Genomic DNA, 17,102 nt, shown 5'->3' with positions numbered 1-17,102 from the left:
GTTGGCCTTCGCTCTCTATAGTCAATCCATGGTCGCTACGTTCGCAGTCAGAGTAATGACAGACGCGAACTTTTCAGGCGACATCCCAGCTGCCGGGTTGGCTTCGCGTAGAGCGCTTCGTTGAGTATGATGACGAGCATTGCCAAATTTGATCTGCACGACAGTTCGCCGGTCGCTTCCCTTGAACAGGGAAAAAGCTCTCTAGAAATCAGGAATGGCGACGGAGAGCTTTCCGATGTCGGGATCGTCGCAATAGGACGAAACGAAGGGCAGCGCCTGGTCGACTGCCTGGTTTCGTTGAAAAGCCGTGTGCCGCGTATCGTCTACGTGGACTCCGGGTCCAAGGACGGCAGCGTCGAACGCGCCCGTGATCTTGGAGCGATTGCGGTTGCCTTGGATGACAGCCTTCCTTTCACGGCCGCGCGCGGGCGCAACCGGGGCCTGGAAACGCTGATCGAGCAATGGCCTGATCTCAAGTTCGTTCAGTTCATCGACGGCGATTGCCAACTGCAGGAGGGATGGCTGGAGCGGGCGCGATCTTTCCTCGTTGCGAATTCGACGGCTGTCGCCGCCTACGGCAACCGTCGCGAGAAATTTCCAGAAAGAACGCTCTACAACGCGCTGGTCGATCGGGACTGGAAGGGGCGTCCCGGTGAGATTTACGGCTGCGGCGGCGATGTGATGATGCGCATATCCGCACTCCGCGACGTCGGGGGATACAGGGACTGGCTGATCGCCGGCGAAGAATCCGAGATGTGCGTGCGGCTTCGGGAGAAGGGCTGGCGTATATGGCGGCTGGATGGAGAGATGTCGCGGCATGACGTCGACATGCACAGCTTCAAGCAATGGTGGCGCCGGTCGGTTCGTGGCGGTCATGCCTTCGCGCAGGTTTCCTATCTGCATCGCAAATCCGCCTGTGCCATCTGGAAAAAGGATGTCGCGCGGATCGTCTTCTGGGCCTGCTGCCTGCCACTGACCGCGTTGGCGACGATGGATCCGTCGCTGTTGATCCTATACCCGCTTCAGATCATCAGACAGGCGTGGCGGGAAGGTCTGTTCCGGCGGGAAAGCTGGCGCAATGCGCTGTTCGACAGCCTTATAAAGTTCGCCGAGATGCAAGGGGTGTTCAAGTTCTACGCCAACCTACTTGCGGGCAGGTTGCAGACCATCATTGAGTACAAGTAAGTAAAATCCCGCTAAAGAAGGTTCTACCGCAAATTGAAGGATGTACTGACGGCCTTCTAATACATTTTAATGAACGCCTTTACTTCCAAAGAGCGGGATAGCCCCGAAAGCTCCTGAAAGCAGTTGTCAAGAGGGACCGCTAAGGTCAGAAAGCCACCCTGCTCGAGGACGAAAAGCACTTAAATTTCAAATGCATGTCGGTATAGGATGCGGCGAAAATTCGGCGACTAACGCTGCGTAGGGCAGGCAAAAGCTGCCAACGGGTAGTGTGAACAGAGCGAGCTTGATTGCCGAAAACCCGGTGCAAAGGTCGTCGAGAGTGCCGAAATAGGGTCTTAAGTGTTTGATTTTCCGTAGAGTTGTCGCTCTATTGCAACGCCGCCATTCTATATTAGTAATGGTTAATTTTTGACTATTGCATACATAAATTTTTGCGCTTAGCATCAATTCATAACAAAAAAGACGTCCGAAAATATCACCTAGTGGGGACTCCTTAGACCGCAGGCAGTTGAACTGGCGCGTGTAGTGCGCCGGAGTGTTAATCTGTGCGCAGACGAGGTCTATTATGGAAATTGAGTTGAATCCCGCCAGTCTTTCGCAGAATTCGAAGGCGGCGGTACTGGACAATTTTTATCCCGCGGTAGCGCCTGACGTTAGCAATTCGCGTATCAGCATTTTTGGTGCCGGTTATGTGGGGTGTGTTTCGGCTGCTTGCTTGAGCAATGACGGGTTCCAAGTCGTTGCAGTCGATCCCGATCAGTTTAAAGTCGAGCGTTTGGCCAAGGGCCAGGCGCCGATCGTTGAACCAGGCCTCGCAGAGCTCCTGGATCACGGTCATCACATCGATCTGCTTTCCGCAACGCAGTCCGTGGCAGACGCCATCAGCAATACGGACATCTCCCTATGCTGTGTTGGAACGCCAAGTCTTCCAGACGGAACGTTGAACACCGATTATGTACGCCAGGTCTGCGAGGACATAGGCAAGGCGCTGAAACACAAGTCGGCGTTTCATGTCGTGGTGATGAGATCCACGATCCTGCCGGGAACCATGGAAGAGCTGGTCGTGCCGACCTTGGAACGCGTTTCGGGGAAGACCGCTGGCCGCGATTTCGGTGTCGCCTACTATCCCGAATTCCTTCGCGAAGGCACGGCAATCGCCGATTACTATCGTCCCGGTGCGATCGTGTTCGGCCAGTATGACGGCGACAGCCGGTCGATCGAAGCGCTGAAAGCACTTGTCAGCCACATTCCCGTGACACCGCATGTCGTGGCAATGCGCTGCGCGGAAATCGTGAAATATGCCAACAACTGCTGGCATGCCGTGAAGATCAGCTTCTCGAACGAGATCGGCAACCTTTGCAAGGCAAAGAGCATCGACAGCCATGTCGTCATGGATGTGCTTTGTTCAGATACCCGCCTCAACATATCCCGCGCCTACATGAAGCCGGGTTTTGCCTATGGTGGTTCCTGCCTTCCGAAGGATCTTCGCGCGTTGACGGCGCTCGGCCGGATATTGAACGTGCCGACCCCGGTACTGGATGCCGCCCGCATCGCCAATGCCGGACAGATCGAGCATGCGCGGTCGCTCATCGATACGGCGCACCAGGAGAGGATCGGTTTCGTCGGCATCACGTTCAAGTCCGACACCGACGATCTCAGGGAAAGCCCCTTGCTGGAACTGGTCGAACGCTTCCTCGGCAAGGGCAAAGAGATCGCTGTCTACGACCCGAATGTTGCAAGGACTCCGAGCGAAGGCCGCAATTTCCTAAAGCATGTCGCGCCCTTGCTGCGTGGCAGCATCGAGGACGTTCTGGCGGCGTCTTCGGTCGTGGTTATCGGCAACAAATATCCGGGCCTCAAGGAGGCGATCGAGACGGCAAAGAAACCGCTTGTTGTCATCGATCTGACGCGCATCGAAACACCGCAGAACAGGAACGTAATCTACCACGGCCTGTGCTGGTAGCGCAGGTCCGGGCCATCGGCACGAGGCCGTAAGCTCTGGTTTACAGCATAAAAAGTGGGCCATGACGGCCCGCAGAACCCGTGATGTGTGATGGCAGGGGCATATGCTTGAGCATGCGAAATACGATGATGGCGGAGGTGGCGTTATAGCTACCCCGGTTGCGCAGGACGCGACCGACGGCAGTGATCGGCGTTCGGTTGCCGGCGCGTCGCTCGTTTCCTGGAGTGAGACGCTTGAGGCTCATCTGCTGTACGCTGCGCTTGTGGTGTTCGTGGCGTGGATCGTCCCGGCAGAGGATCTCTGGAGGAGCCACTCCGGTGCGCTTGTTGGCCTCGGATTTCTCGCGGTCTGGCGCTACGGCTGGGGCCTTCTCCATTTCCTCCGCTCCAATATTTACCGCTTCATCGTTTTCCCGCGGATGCGTGCCAAAGCTGATGCGGCGCTTCGTGCCCGCCGCAGCATAGGCGGTGACCCGCATGTCTACTTTCTCGTGACGAGTTTTAGAATTGACGGCGACACGACCGCCCAGGTCTATCGGGCCGTCTTCGACGCGGCGAAGCAGGCTTCAGGTGGAGCGACTGTTGTCGCCTCGATCGTGGAAATGGCCGACCAGCGATTGATCCGGCAGTTGCACCGATTGATTTGCGGTCAGGCATCGGGCGTTCGTCTGGTTATCACGCGTATCGAAGGCAGTGGCAAGCGCGACGCGCTCGCCTATGGATTCCGTGCGATCTCGCATCAGGATCCGAAGCCCGACGATATGGTCGCGGTCATCGACGGCGATTCCATCATTCCTGTCGATCTCGTCAGCAAGTGCGCAGGCTTCTTCCGCACCGACGCCAAAGTTGGAGCGTTGACGACCGATGAGCGGTCGCTCGTCCATGGCGATGCGAAATTTCACATCTGGTACAGCCTGCGTTTCGCGCAGCGCCACATCCTGATGTCGTCGAATGGCTTGTCTCGCAAGGTGCTGACGTTGACCGGACGGATGTCGATGTTCCGCGCCTCGATCGTTTGCGATCCGGATTTCGTACAGCAGGTCGAAGCCGACTACCTCGATCATTGGCGGTTCGGCAGGCTGAAGTTCCTGACGGGCGATGACAAGTCCAGCTGGTTCTGGCTGCTCCGCAACGGCTACCGCATGCTCTACGTACCCGACGTGGTCGTGGCGACCGTCGAGGAACCACCATCGACCCGGTTTCTGCCGGCCGCGACGCAATTGATGGTCCGTTGGTTCGGAAACATGTTGCGTACCAACCGCCGTGCCTTGGCACTCGGTCCGACAAGGATCGGCTGGTTTACATGGTGGACCATTCTCGATCAGAGGATATCGATGTGGACCTCGCTAGCGGGCGTCGCGATGGTGCTCTTGGTCGGCATCTTCGAAACGCCGACGGCGTTCCTCGTCTACCTGCTCTGGATCCTGGTCACGCGCTATCTGCAGACGCTGCTGCTCCTGAATTCGCGACCGCGCGTCTCGGCCTTCTATCCGTTCTTCATCTATTTCAATCAGGTCTACGGCTCGTTGGTGAAGACCTACATCTTCTTCCATCTCAACAAGCAGAGATGGACCCGTCAGAAGACGACATTGGCAGACAACAGAAGTCGCCTGCAGATGTTTTCGCGAGAGTTTGCATCAAGCACGCTGCATGTCGGTTCGCTTCTCTGCTTCATCACATTTGTTGCTTTGCTCCTGGGCCAGCTGCCCATCCCGGAGGCAAGGACGTTTTCCCTGGTCTACGAGTCGAACATGTTAAAGTGAGGGGTTCCCATGAGTATCAATGTCGTCAGTTTCGAAGCGGACACCCAACGCCAGCATCAGCGCTATAAGCTGCCGTTGAAGTGCATCATTGATGGCTATCGCTACAGCTGCCTCGATTGGTCTGTCGGTGGTGTTGGCGTGGCCACCGGGCGCACTGTTTTTCCTCAGTTCGAGACATTTCCAATCGAGCTGGAGTTTCCGTTCGGCGACATTGTCATTTCCATGAAGGTCAACGCGCAGATCCGCTACAGCGATGCAAACAAGGGGCGGACGGGTCTGCAGTATGTTTCTCCGACCGAGAGCAATCTTCGCTTCTTTCGATATGTCAGGGATTGCTATCTGACGGGCGACCTTGTCGCCGCCAACGAAGTCCTCGATTTTTCCAGCCGCATGATCGACACCAAGGCACGCAAGAAGGACGCGGCGCCGCCGGCAAAAGCACCCGCCGAAAAAGTGAAAGCGACCGTCGTTCAGTCGCTGCGCATCGTGGCGACGGCAGCTGCTGGGGTGGCACTGCTGGTGTTCCTGGGCGCGTCGCTCTACCAGAAACTCTGGACGTTCCGCGCGGAGGAATCACTGGTCGCGATCGACGCCTCGGCGGTGGTCGCACCGACCGACGGGATGCTGACGAACATCGTCAAGAGTGGCGCTGTCAAAGCCGGCGATCCTGTTGCGACGATCCTGCCAAGTGCGAACGGCCGAAGCGTAACGGTATTCTCGCGTTGTGACTGCGTGGTTCAAGAAGCGCAAGCCGATGTCGATACGCAGGTCCGCGCGGGTCAATCGCTGTTGTCTCTCAGCATGCACGATGCCAAGCCCCATGTGGTGGCAATGGTGGATTACGGCCAGGCGCTGCGGCTCTACAAAGGTGCTGACGTGGTCGTCGACCTGCCGCAAGGCGGCCGGCTGTCGGATGCACAGATCAGAGAGTTGCCGAAGATCTCCGGTGCCGACCTGGCGTCCGGCCGAAAGTTTCCGGTCAATATCGATGTCGATGGCGCGGATCTCAACGCCATCGTGGGAGCGCCGGTCACCGTCCGGTTCGTCCAAGCACCGTGGACGGGGGCGAGCCCCTCTGTCGATCCTAAGCGTATCGTGACATCCGCACCGGCGGAGAACCGGACGCGACCTGGCTCGGAGGGATAGCAAGGCGCCCCGGTCATGAGGGGCGGTTCGGAGTGAGGGCGATATCCAGGGAATAGCGAGGGCAGGTAAATGCGTCAGATCTGCAAACAATGGGGTTTTGGCAGAATCATGCTCGTTTGGGCGGCCGGGGCGCTGTTGTCGATGGGCCAACTGGAGAGCCCGGCATTCGCCGCTGGGGCCGATGTGCCGGCCCTGGCGGACGACATCAGGCAGTCGGTTCTCCAGGCCGACCGGTCGAAGACGATGGACGAGCGACTTGCTGCCTATAATGACGGGCACGAACATTGGATGTCTCTGTCTGCGCTGGCCGCTGATGGTTCACCCGAAGCGAAAGCCGCGCTGTCAGAGCTGCAGGATGACGGAATCAACGGTGACACTCTGACGAGCGGGGCCTTGAGCGCGTCGCTGTCGCAGCTCGAGAGCAAGATGGACGATCCCGATGCGCGCGTGGCATTGCGCACGAGCGTAGAGGAACTGACCGAAAGCCTGACGACTCCCAGTCTCAAGGTTTCTGCCCTGTCCAGCTATGCACGCCAGCTCGCCGGTGACCACGATGCCGCCGCCGGTCTTCTCCAGCGCGCCATCAATGCAAGCACGCAGATTTCGGATCTCGACGAGAAGAACGCGGCGCTCAACAACATTGCGCAAGTCGCCGCCTCCGTGGAACCGCAGATCGGCTCCACGATCGTCAACCGGACGATCGCCGGCATGTGGCCGGCGCGGATGCGGGGCTACGCTCGCTACGATGTGGCTCTGCGTCTGCTGGACAAGGAGACGATCGGAGGCAAGAAGGTCAAGGAAGCCGATGCCGGCGCCATCCTTGCCGCCGTCAAGTCGTCGTTGAAGGGCGGAAAGCTTGAGGCCGCGTTGCTCTGGGCGCTGGCGATCGACCCGGAGGCGGCCGAAAAGCGGGCGGATGCGGTGAATGAAGTCCTGACTGCGGCCTTGAAAGCCAATGCAGTCAATCTCTTGCCGATCTTCGCGACCAGCCTTGCCGATCGGAGCGACCAGGAAGACCTGATCGTGCGCATCGTGAAGGATCGCATCGATGCCAACCGGCTGGTCGACGCCACGGCGATGACCGCAAACATGGAAGCGGGACCGGGGCTCGTCGAGATCGATTTCACCTTGGCGTCGGAGCTGAACGATCGTGGCCTTTCGGCGATGGCGAAGGAGCAATACCAGCGCGCGCTTTCCATGACCAAGAACTTGAATGGCGATGAAAAACAGGCCGCATTGGTCTCGGCCTTGCGCAGTTCCACCGATCTCAAATTGCTGGACGAGGCGCGTGGTCTTGCTGACGAACTCGGCGGGCACCGCGATGCGTCCAACGCATTGGGCAATCTCGCAAAGGCCTTCGCGGATGCGGGAGATCTCAAGGAAGCCGAGGCTCTCCTGCCAAGGATCGCTTTGGTGAAGGATCAGGAGCAGGCGTTATCAGGTATCGGACGGGCGAAGGCGAAATCCGGCGATGTCGACGAGGCAGTCAAGATCGCGGAGCGCATAGGTGATGTCGAGGATAAGGGGCGCGTCCAGTCCGAGATCGCCCGGGCTTGGGCGCGCAGCGGGCAGGTCGATGATGCGCTCGGGTTGGCATCGTCGATCGCGGAACCGCAATACAGGGTCGAGGCCCTGTTGCGCGTTGCGAAGGAAATCTCCGGCAAGGCTGGTGGGGAAGGCAAGGTTGTCGACCAAGTCGTTGCCTATGTCGGCAAGATTGACGATTCCCATGAACGGGATCAGCGCCTCCTCGATATCGTTGATTATTTCTCCAAGGCCGGACAAATCGATCGCGCCAAGCAGATGGCGGAGAAGATTTCCGACGAGAAACTGAAGGCGAAGGCCGTCGGGCGAATTGCCAGCCGGGCGGTGCTGTCAGACGATGCTCCAAGCGCTGTCGCCTATTTCCAGGCCAGCAAGGCGGCTGCGGACGAAGGGCTCGTGGCCGACGTCATGATCGCGGCCTCGGCAGACCCGAATTACATGAAGCAGGCGGTTCTAGCGGTCGCAAAGATAGAAGACACGATGCTGCGGGTGCGGACCTTCCGTGCGATCGCCGAAGCGCAATTGCGCCAGCTCGATCGCCTTGGATTTGGTTCCGGCAAGGGCCAGCCGTCCGATTTCAAGGACTGGGTTCAGAAGGCCTCCGCCAATGCCACAGGATCTTCCGCTGCAACCCCCGCTGCCCTGCTTTCCGATGGGCGGATGCAGCTTCGGAAAGGGTCGTCCGGGGCCGGTGACTTTGCGGAATACGGCTATCCCGACCTTTCCAAAGGTGCGAGCACAATTCGGGCGATGCTTCCATTGCCGGTGCCAGGACATGTCGCCCTGACGCTTGGGAATCTGAGCCCATATCTTGGAAAGTTCGTCGAGGATATTCAGGACGGTTCGACGAGCCTTTCCTACGCCGCGCGTGCGCAAGGTATGCTCTTCCCGCGCATCATCGTGGTTCAGAGCGGCGTCTACACGCTCGGCAGTCTTGCCGATCAACTGGACAGCGTCAGCGGCATGCGCCTCGTCGAACGGCAAGGCGACACCATCACCCTTCGGGCCCCCATACTTGTAGGTGAAGGCGCGTCGCTCATCCTGTCGGGCGAGGAAGCTTCGACATATCGCCTCTCCGCCACGGCAGGCGCGTTCGTGATCGTTGCCGGGAAGCTGTACATTCAGGACACGACAGTCACGTCATGGGACGAGGAACGGCAGCAGCCTCGCCATTCCGACAAGGACAAGCGAACCATTTTTCGCCCCTTCATCGTCGCGTGGAGCAATTCCGAAACCTACATCGGCGGTTCGATCCTGGACTCCCTTGGATACGCGGCTCCGAAGTCGTTCGGCCTGTCGTTTTCGGCCGGACCGAAATGGGCAAGCGAGACAAAGGACGATACCCGCCGGCCAACGGGCATCGTGGTCGACAACTATTTTCACAACTTTGAATACGGCTTCTATTCCTACGAGGCGGATGACATTTCGCTTGTCGGCAATGAATACGACGACAACGTTCTTTACGCCATCGACCCGCACGACCGCTCGCGCCGTCTGCTGATCGCGCTGAACACCGCGCATGACACGATCATAAAGCACGGCATCATCATCTCGCGGAACGTCGACGACAGTTGGAAAGTCGGCAACGTCGCGTTTCACAACAACGGCTCCGGCCTGATGCTTGACCGCTCCAGCGTCGGCAATCTGATCTATGGCAACACTGCCTTCGAGAACAAGCAGGACGGACTGACTTTCTTCGAAAGCGCCTGCAATCTGGCCTTCAACAACGCCTTCTTCGACAACGGTCGATCCGGCATTCGCGTCCGCAACAGTTGGGACGTTGCCATTCATGACAACCGGATAACCAACAATAAGCTTGAGGCGATCGGTGGCTACATCAGCAATGTCACGCTCGTGCAGACAGACCATAAGCGCGATCTTGCGATCGATCCCTATGTGCCGCTGACCACATTCGCTGCGGTCGACAACGTGATTTCCGAAAATGGAAACGGGATCAAGGTCGCCGGCGTATCCGGGATCACTCTCGCGGGCAATCGCTTCGTCAATCAGCAGGGCAGGCTTCTGGGTGGCGACGCTCGGCCTTTTGAAGGACATATGTTGCGGCTTGCCAGTCAAACCGACGTTGCAATCTCGTCCACATGCCGCCCGCAGCGTCCGCCCGCCGATATCTGCACATTCCGTGAGGCCGGCCTGATCGGCCACGACGACCCACTGTTCTTCGACAGCAAGGGTCCCGCGACGTGCACCGATCAGCGAGGCTCTGTCCAGTTCGGTGCGTTCCACGGCAAGAAGGACGACACGTGATGGCCAGAAATCAATTGATTGCCGTCGTTGGCGCCTGCTCCCTCCTGCTTGCCGGCGCCGTATCGGCTGTGGCGCAGACACCCCAGGCCTATCGCGGTCTGTTTGATGTGGCGGCGCGCAAGGCTTTTCTCGCGCAGGACTCCGCCTCGGACGCGCGCAAGGCATGCCTGGCCGTCGACGCGGATCCCGCTTGGGCTCGCCTCGATGTCATCAAGGGTCTTTCGAGCACGCAGGGATACGGTACGGATCGCTCAGGCGCGGCCTATGCCTGGGCAACGATGGTGTTGTCGGGCCGTGCCCTTGCCGGTGATCAGAATGCCGAGGCGTCACTGAAAGCCCTTCTTTTGAAGTGGGCCGATGCCGACGCTTTCGCGCAGACCGAACAAGTGCACGACGCCTATTATGCGCTCAAGCGCTTGCTGCTGCCGACCATCGTCGCTTTTTCGATCATCCGCGATGACCTGACCGCCGAGGAGAACAAGCGCCTGGAAGCCTGGATCGATCCGTTGGTGCGCCGCGTCGACCAGACATTCGATGGCGATGTCGATCTCAACAACCACCGTTATCTTGCCGACAGTGTCCTGATGACCTGGGGCAGCATGATCGGCGACGAGGCACTGTATCGCAAGGGAATGGACCGGTTCCATGTAATTCTCAGCGAAGCCCGGGACGACGGAAGCCTGCCGCTCGAGACACGACGGGGCTCGCGGTCGCTCTGGTACATGCGCCAATCGCTGAGCAGCATGACGGTCATGACGGAAGTCGCCGCCGGGCACGGCGACGATCTGCTGCGCGAAACCGTCGGCGACGCCGGGGGTCGGCGATCCTTCGCCGCGATCTTGTCCTTTTGGATGAATGGTCTGACGAACCCGATCATGGTTAACGCTTATGCTGCGGAAAACTATATTCCGGGGCCTGAGGAAGATTTCATGAAGACGGATTTCGGATTCCTGCAAAACCGGGGCAATGGGCGTCACTATCTGGCTTTCCTCGAGGGCTTGGCGGTCCATCAACCGGACAGCTACGCGCTCCGCCGCTCCGCTGCGTTGCTGGCGCGTGAGGGAAGCGACGAGCGCCCGTTGATCGACGAATTCATCGGCGGCAACGCCACATGTTTCTGGAGCCGATCATGACACGGCTGCGGCGACATCTCCCGACGGCATTGCTGTTGGCAACGGCGCTTCTGTTGACCTCAAGGTCACCCGGAATTGCGGCCCCTACCGATCAGCCGATCGCAGCTGAGATCAACGAGCTCGTTCAGGACAAGGATGGAATGGGCCTCGTCAAGATGGCGAAGAAGTTGCGGTCGGGCTCGGCCGTGTCTTCCGCCAATCCGCTTCGCATTCCTGACTACATTGCCGCCCGCCAGGTTCTGGAGAACACTGTTTCACTGACTGGTGCCATTCCGGTTGAAGCGAAGGTGATGCTCGCCAAGATGCTGTTGGTCGGTGAGGGCGGGCCGATTGATACCAAACGAGCGCTCGTTCTCCTCGACGAGGCGACGAAGGTCGGGGATGCGTCGGCGGCCTACCTCAAGGGACAGCAGCTTGCCGCGGTCGCCGGGAAGGCGCAAGAAGCTCGTGAGGCTCTGAACCTTGCCTTTCGCCTGGGGGATGCATCTGCGGCCTTCGCGCTTGCGAAGTTGCCTGCTACCGGTGCCGAGCAGGCGCGGGCGATGAATACGTTCGGATTGAACGTCCTGCTCCAGCGCGCGGCTCAGGGGGATGCGGATGCTGCCTTCGAGCTGGGCGCCTATTATCGCAGCCTGCCGCCGAAGCCGGAGGATCAGAGAAGTGCCTTGGACTGGTACCGGAAGGCAGCTGAGCTCGGTAGCGACAGAGCGCCTGTTTGGGTTGCCAGACTTTTGGCCGTGCCGCAGAGCAGCGTCTTTGATCGGCAGGCTGCGCTTGCTCAATACGAGGCGGCAGCAAACGCCGGAAGTCTCGAGGCAGCTCAGGAGATGGTGCGCGATTACACCGACGCGGGAGCGCTCGATGTGCCGGCACCGACCTATGAACAGTGGATCACCAAGCTGCTCGAGGCGAAGGATGCAACGGCGGTTCTTTACAGGCTGGAGGGAGCCGGGGAGAGCTTCGAACAGCGAAAACGGGCGTCGGACGAGCTCTATGCGGCAGCGGTGGGCGGCGCGATCGTCGATGTAGATGATCTGATAAGGGTCGGTGACAGCTTCCAGGATGGCAGTGGTGTTCTCACCGATCGCCGGCGTGCGCTTGATATCTTCCGGCTGGGCATAGAGAGAGGCTCGAACGCGGCATTGACGCGCTTTGTGAAAGCGCTCATCGGTTCGCCGTCGCTCCGTACTGCCGACAACTACGCGCTTGCGTCCGAAAAACTCATCCTTATGGCGCAGAACCAAAGCGCTACCGCCGACCTGCTGCTCGGTGATCTGGCCGCCAAAGGTGTCGGCGGGACGGTCGACGAAGAGAAGGCCGCGAGCTACTACAAACACGCCCTGTCGGTAAGCCAGTCCGCCGAGGTGCTGGAGCGCGTGGCCGGCGTGTATCTCGCATCTCCCGATGCCGATCGCAGGAAGCAGGCTTTTCCCTATCTTCTCCGCGCCTCCGAGCTTGGCTCGAAGAATGCGCTCCTGCGGTTGGCGCGGGCCTATGCGGACGGCGATCTGGTCGCCGTCAACGTCCAGAAGGCGATCCCGCTTTATCGGCAGGCTCTGGCCGCCGGGGCGACAGATGCACTGGGGGAATTGGCCAACCTTTATGTCTCGCAGGATCCGAAGGACGGTCTCGCGAATGCGCGCAAGCTGTTTGCCGAGACGGTCGCTGCCGGCAACAAGGAAGCCGTTCTCGCAATGGCGCGTTTCCTGAAGGCGAACGGCAAGATGGACGAGGCGATCGGTAGCCTCACCGTGGCCGCCCGCAAGGACGATAGCCAGGCAGCCGTGGAACTCTACCGGTTTCTCGCCGAGCGTGCCCACGACGCCAATGTCAGCAAGGAGTGGCTGGAACAGGCTTTGAGCCATGCGGGGCAGCACCCGCAGGACAAGATCGGCCTCGCCAGCGCCATGCTTGAAACCGCGGATCTGAAGCTCAATCTCCGAGGCGTTTCCATCCTGCGCGAGCTTGTTGACATCGATATCCCGGGCGCCAGTGTCGCGCTATCGGCTGCTTATATTGAACGCAAGGGATCGCTCACGGATGCAGCGACAGGCGTGGAACTCCTGCGGCAGGCAGCATCGCGCGGCGACATCGACGCCAGCCTGAAGCTGGGCGATCTCTATATGGAAGGCAAGTTCGTCGAGCAGGACCAGGAAAAAGCGGTCAGCTACTATCAGCAAGCGCTCGCCGACGAGCCAGACAACAGGGCCGCCAATGTCCGGTTGGCCGATGCCTACAGGACGGGCAGGGGTGTCGAGCGCAATCTTGCAAAGTCGGCCGCCCATCTCACCATCTCCGCAGAGGCCGGAAGCCGCATGGCGACGCGGGACCTGGGCCTTGCCTATCTCGAGGGCAGCGGTGTTGCGCGCGACGACGATCGGGCGATCCGGCTTCTGAGTGCCGCCGGCGAACGTGGTTTCGTCTTCGCCTGGCAGGATCTGTCTCAGGCTTACAGTTCCGCGATCGGTCCGGATGTCGACAGCGCGAAGAGCTTCCGTTTCGCCATGCGTGGCGCCCGCAACGGTGACGTATCCTCCATGATCTCGACCGGGACCGCCTTGCTATCCGGATACGGCACCGTCCGGGATTCGGAGGCCGGCATCCTGTGGCTCGAGCGGGCCGCAAGCACAGCTGGGCCGGAGGCATCGGTTGCGATGATGCGCCTTGCCGACACCTATCGATACGGCGCAGGCGTGCCGAAGGACATCGCGAAGGCGCAAGCCTGGCAATTGAAGGCGGCCCAGGCCGGTAGCGGAAGCGCGATGTTTCATATGGCGTTGGATCGTCAGGCGGAGGCGACGCCCGAAGGTCACGCGGCTGCTGTCGAATGGCTGCGCAGCGCAACCGCGCAGCGGCATGTTCAGTCCAGAAAACTGCTTGGAAAAATGGGACTTGGCGCCGACTTCCCGTCCTCGGCGTCTCACGAGAAGGTCGAGGATGATGGCGTGGAAGAGTGAACGGATGCGCAGCATCACGTTCCGCAAGCGCAAACTGCGACCAACGCAGGTCGGGTGGCGCTTGCCTGGGGACGGAGACATGAATACCCGCGTCCTCGCCTGCATGGCAATCATCATGCCTCTGGGGCGAAAGACGGACGTGGAGAGCATTCAGAATTGGTTGCTGCTGATGAAGTTGGACGAAATGGTACGGGCACAAACCCGGGCAATGCGTAACAGGGATGACAGTTCAGACGAGTGAGGCGTTCGAGATGGGTAGGATCGACGAGCAACGAGCACTGAAACTATTGGCCGCATGCCGGCGCGGTGGAATACCGCTCTGCTTCGTCGTGGCGGCGACGATCGCTTCGACATTTGCCACGACAAGCGCGCTGGCCGATCAAGCCGTCCCGATCCCTGTCAGCCCTGAATTCGACTATTCGCAGATATGTGTGACTCCCGCCGTTCCGGCGCCTCCTCGCAACTGGTCCAGCTGGGATGGCAAGAGTGCACCCAAGGTCTCTCCGGATGCGATGCTGAAGGATGCACAGGCGCTCTATAATCCCTACAGCCGATATCCGAGGAGCCCCGCCACAGCCGAGCGCATCGTGCATTATCTCGGTCAGCAATCGTTTCCGGGTGCCGGTCGTGCCCTCTATCTCTATGGTCGCATTCTGGCCGACAGCGATGTGGCTGCCGGATATGCTGAGGAGATCGTGAAGGCCGAGAAGACGGCTTACGAGCGGGGCGTCATCGAAGCGGGAACATTTCTCGGCAAGATGTACAGGAGGGGCGATCTCGTTTCTCCAGACCTTCCCCTCGCCAAGACCTATCTTCGCAATGCCGCCGATGCCGGTGATACCGGGGCCGCTATCGAGCTTGTGCGTCTCTACGCCACAAGCCCCGATCTTGCCGAAACGCCTGACGCGGGCCGGATGCTGCTACAGCGGATCATCGGCAAGCTTTCCGAAAATCTTGGAAAGGGTGACTGCAGCGCACTGACCAGCTTTGCCGAAATTCTTGCCGATCCTGATATTGGCGAGAGGGATGTGAAGGCGTCGGTCCAATGGCTGGCGTCGGCCGCAAAGCTCGGCGACATCAGGGCCATCTCGCTTCTCGCCAAGCGGCTGCGAGATGGCGGCGATGGCATCGATGTTGATCGACAAAAAGCCGCAGAACTACTGCGAACTGCATCGCGTCTCGGCCACTCGGCAAGCAGCTTGGCGCTCGCCGACCTGCTGTTGTCCACTCCTTCCGACGGACAGGCCCGGGAGGAAGGACTTGCCTTGGTCGGGCAAGAATCCGCACGCGGCAATGCTGCCGCCTTCACGATGCGGGCCGCCGATTATCGCGGAAGCTATGGTGGAGCTGTAAACCCCGCACTGGAACGACAGGCCCTGGAGAAGGCGGCCTCGCTGCCGGATGTCTCGGCCGCCGTGCTGGAGCGACTGGGTGTCGTCTATGCCCGAGGCATAGGCGGCTCGCCTGACAGCGTGCGCGCCGTCAAGGTGCAGATGCGCGCGTTGGAGATGGGCTCGGCCCAGGCTGCGTTCGACCTCTACAAGCTCGGCTCCGGTCCGGATGCGGTCCAACTCGATCGTGGGCCACTCGACTATCTCAAGCAATCGTCGGATGCGGGCTTTTCTGGCGCGATGCGGGAACTGTCGGCGCTCTATGACTGCGGGCAGGGCGTGGAAAAGGACCGCGCGAAAGCCGCCGAATGGCTAGAAAAGGCGGCTGCGGCCGGTGACAGCGAGAGCCTGCTGGAACTTGCCGACAAGGCCTTTGCCTCAGCATCCTCCGACAGCAAGGCTGAGGGCGTGGCCTATCTGCAGAAGGCAGCCGAGCAGGGCGACGTCGAAGCCATGATGCGCCTCAGCCTCGCCTATGCCGGTGGAACCGGTACGCCACGCGACGAAGCCGCCAGCCAATCCTGGCGCGCGAAGGCCGTCGCGGCGGATGCGATACTCGCCAAGCTGGTCGAAGCAAAAACGCTGCTGACGCCGACCGGATCAGTGGAACGTGATGCTCCGGCTGCACGCGCGCTTCTGGAGGCATCGCTCTCGACCGAGAATGCCGACGCGCTTTATGAACTCGGGAGGTTGTACGTCGATAATGATCCGGCACTTGATCCAGATCCAATCCGCGCCAAGAGCCTTTTTGTGCGGGCAGCGCAGAAGGGCAGCGTTTCCGCGATGCTTCGGCTTGTTGACCTCAAGGTAAGCGCATCGGAGGGCGGCGGTACGGACTGGCGCCAATGGCTGGATAGCGCGGCGCGCGCGGGTGATCTTCGTGTTGTGTTGAAACAGGCGCAGGTGGAGCCCGATAGTTCCCGCAAGGCGACCATTCTATCCGGTCTGCTTGATCGCCCATTGTGTCTGGACAAGGACAAGGTGCAGCTCGCGCTCGCTCTGCAGGATGTTCCGCAGTTTCGTGACAAGTACCTGGCGATGTTCGATGGGCTGATTGCCGAGAAAACCGATGATCCGGCGATAGAGTACCAGATTGCTGCGTTTCTCCGCGACGAACGACCGAGCGAACAGACCGCTGCGGTGGAATACATGAAAGGCGCGGCCGAGGGCGGCAAGCGAGAGGCGATGCGGGAGCTTGGTCGCCTCTATATGGCCGGCACGGACGTCGGTCTCAGCAAGGCGGAAGCCTATGGATGGCTCTTCAAGGCCGCTCGCCTCGGCGATGGCGGTGCTCTGGAGAGCCTCGTCAAGATGATCCTCGCGCAGCAGACGACACTCGACCATCCAACGCTTGGGGATCAGGAGATCGAAGGCGCTCTCAACAAGCTCACCGCAGAGAATTCACCGCAGGTCGCCATGCTTCTGGCCAGGCTTTATCTGCGTCTTTCGGATAGCAGCCCGGCGTTCAAGGAGCTTGGCAAGACGTGGGTTTTGAAAGCCGCGACGCTCGGAAACGGCCAGGCCATGCTTCTGGCTTCCGATTTCTACGCGACTGGGACCCATGGTTTCGAACAGTCGAGCGAGAAAAGCACCGAATGGATCGCCAAGGCCGCTGATGCGGGGTTCCGGAAAGCCTTCGAGAAATACGCCATTGCGCTGCAAATCGGCTTTGGGACGCCGCCCGACGAAGCACGCGCCCAGGAGTGGTTGGAGAAGTCGGCGAAGCTGTCGAACTGACGGACGGGAGGATAAAAT

The 17,102-nt window shown here is 60.0% G+C and carries 9 protein-coding genes; all 9 read left to right on the top strand.

The window, feature by feature from the left end; all coding sequences use genetic code 11:
- Nucleotides 1-126: 126 nt before the first annotated feature.
- Nucleotides 127-1,185 (top strand): glycosyltransferase, encoded by a 1,059-nt coding sequence (locus tag ASE04_RS22180; RefSeq protein ID WP_244490477.1) that lies wholly within the window; start codon nt 127-129, stop codon nt 1,183-1,185.
- A 565-nt stretch (nt 1,186-1,750) separates the two neighbouring features.
- Nucleotides 1,751-3,148: a nucleotide sugar dehydrogenase gene (locus ASE04_RS22175; RefSeq protein ID WP_056822172.1), complete on the top strand. Its 1,398-nt coding sequence runs from the start codon at nt 1,751-1,753 to the stop codon at nt 3,146-3,148.
- 103 nt (nt 3,149-3,251) lie between these two features.
- Nucleotides 3,252-4,910 (top strand): glycosyltransferase, encoded by a 1,659-nt coding sequence (locus ASE04_RS22170; protein WP_082597435.1) that lies wholly within the window; start codon nt 3,252-3,254, stop codon nt 4,908-4,910.
- Nucleotides 4,911-4,919: 9 nt separating this feature from the next.
- The gene (locus ASE04_RS22165) at nt 4,920-6,056 is read left to right on the top strand and encodes an alginate biosynthesis protein Alg44 (RefSeq protein WP_244490472.1); all 1,137 of its coding nucleotides are present in this window, start codon (nt 4,920-4,922) and stop codon (nt 6,054-6,056) included.
- A gap of 108 nt (nt 6,057-6,164) precedes the next feature.
- A complete protein-coding gene (locus tag ASE04_RS22160) occupies nt 6,165-9,866 on the top strand; it encodes a right-handed parallel beta-helix repeat-containing protein (protein WP_156408862.1) in 3,702 nt (1,233 codons plus the stop codon).
- Nucleotides 9,866-10,999, top strand: a complete 1,134-nt coding sequence (locus ASE04_RS22155; RefSeq protein ID WP_056822166.1) for an alginate lyase family protein — start codon at nt 9,866-9,868, stop codon at nt 10,997-10,999. Before ASE04_RS22160 ends, ASE04_RS22155 begins: the two co-directional genes overlap by 1 nt.
- Nucleotides 10,996-13,956 carry an SEL1-like repeat protein gene (locus tag ASE04_RS22150; protein WP_056822728.1) on the top strand — a complete coding sequence of 987 codons (2,961 nt, stop codon included), beginning with the start codon at nt 10,996-10,998 and terminating at the stop codon, nt 13,954-13,956. The genes ASE04_RS22155 and ASE04_RS22150 overlap by 4 nt, the downstream gene beginning before the upstream one ends.
- 4 nt (nt 13,957-13,960) lie before the next feature.
- Nucleotides 13,961-14,197 (top strand): hypothetical protein, encoded by a 237-nt coding sequence (locus tag ASE04_RS31075; protein WP_162260545.1) that lies wholly within the window; start codon nt 13,961-13,963, stop codon nt 14,195-14,197.
- A 10-nt stretch (nt 14,198-14,207) separates the two neighbouring features.
- Complete coding sequence (locus ASE04_RS22140) at nt 14,208-17,084, top strand: tetratricopeptide repeat protein (RefSeq protein ID WP_162260544.1); 2,877 nt, start codon at nt 14,208-14,210, stop codon at nt 17,082-17,084.
- Nucleotides 17,085-17,102 lie beyond the last annotated feature (18 nt).

The sequence above is a fragment of the Rhizobium sp. Root708 genome, assembly GCF_001429725.1.
Lineage (GTDB): Bacteria > Pseudomonadota > Alphaproteobacteria > Rhizobiales > Rhizobiaceae > Rhizobium.
Note: the sequence above shows the minus strand (reverse complement) of the source record. Positions and strands in the feature narration are given on the sequence as shown.